Origin of the sequence: Vibrio sp. OPT41, from assembly GCF_015163595.1 — a bacterium.
GTDB classification, from domain to species: domain Bacteria; phylum Pseudomonadota; class Gammaproteobacteria; order Enterobacterales; family Vibrionaceae; genus Vibrio; species Vibrio alginolyticus.
In genome coordinates this window covers 1-532 of record NZ_JADDYH010000087.1, presented here as the reverse complement: position 1 = coordinate 532, position 532 = coordinate 1, and the positions used below count along the sequence as shown (strand labels likewise).

The window sequence follows — 532 nt, the reverse complement described above, 5'->3', positions numbered from 1 at the left end:
CTTTAGCTGCAACTAAAGTTCTTCTATCTGGTAGTTCGATTGAACGATGGCTCCTCAATTGAGAGACCGGTAACAAGTACGAACGCCAGATAGAACTCCAAGCACCACACTCGAATAGTCTTCTGGGTCTCGAGCCCGCATTTGCAAGCAAGAGTTAGCTTATTATGAATACAAACACACTTCAAAACATTAATGTCGGCGTTGATACTGGTAAGTCACAATTAGACATCTACATCCGCCCACTCGATATTTACTTCACTGTCCCGAACACCGAAAAAGGCATCAGCGATGCCATAAAAACCATTAAGAAACACAAACCTCAACGTGTCGTCATCGAAGCTACAGGTCGATTAGAAATGCCTTTTATACTCGCCTGTGACAAAGCCAAATTACCTTATGTTATTGCCAACCCACTACGTATTAAAAGGTTTGCTGGTGCCATTGGTCAACGAGCTAAGAACGACCGTTTAGATGCCGCTCTCATCGCACATTATGCCGAACGTGTTCAGCCAGAACTGACCAAACTAAAAAG

General features: G+C 43.6%; 1 protein-coding gene. It reads left to right on the top strand.

The genetic code is table 11. The features are described 5' to 3' along the window. Positions 1-164 precede the first annotated feature (164 nt). The coding region (locus IQP38_RS25470; protein WP_193280707.1) for an IS110 family transposase at positions 165-532 on the top strand (368 nt) is incomplete at its 3' end.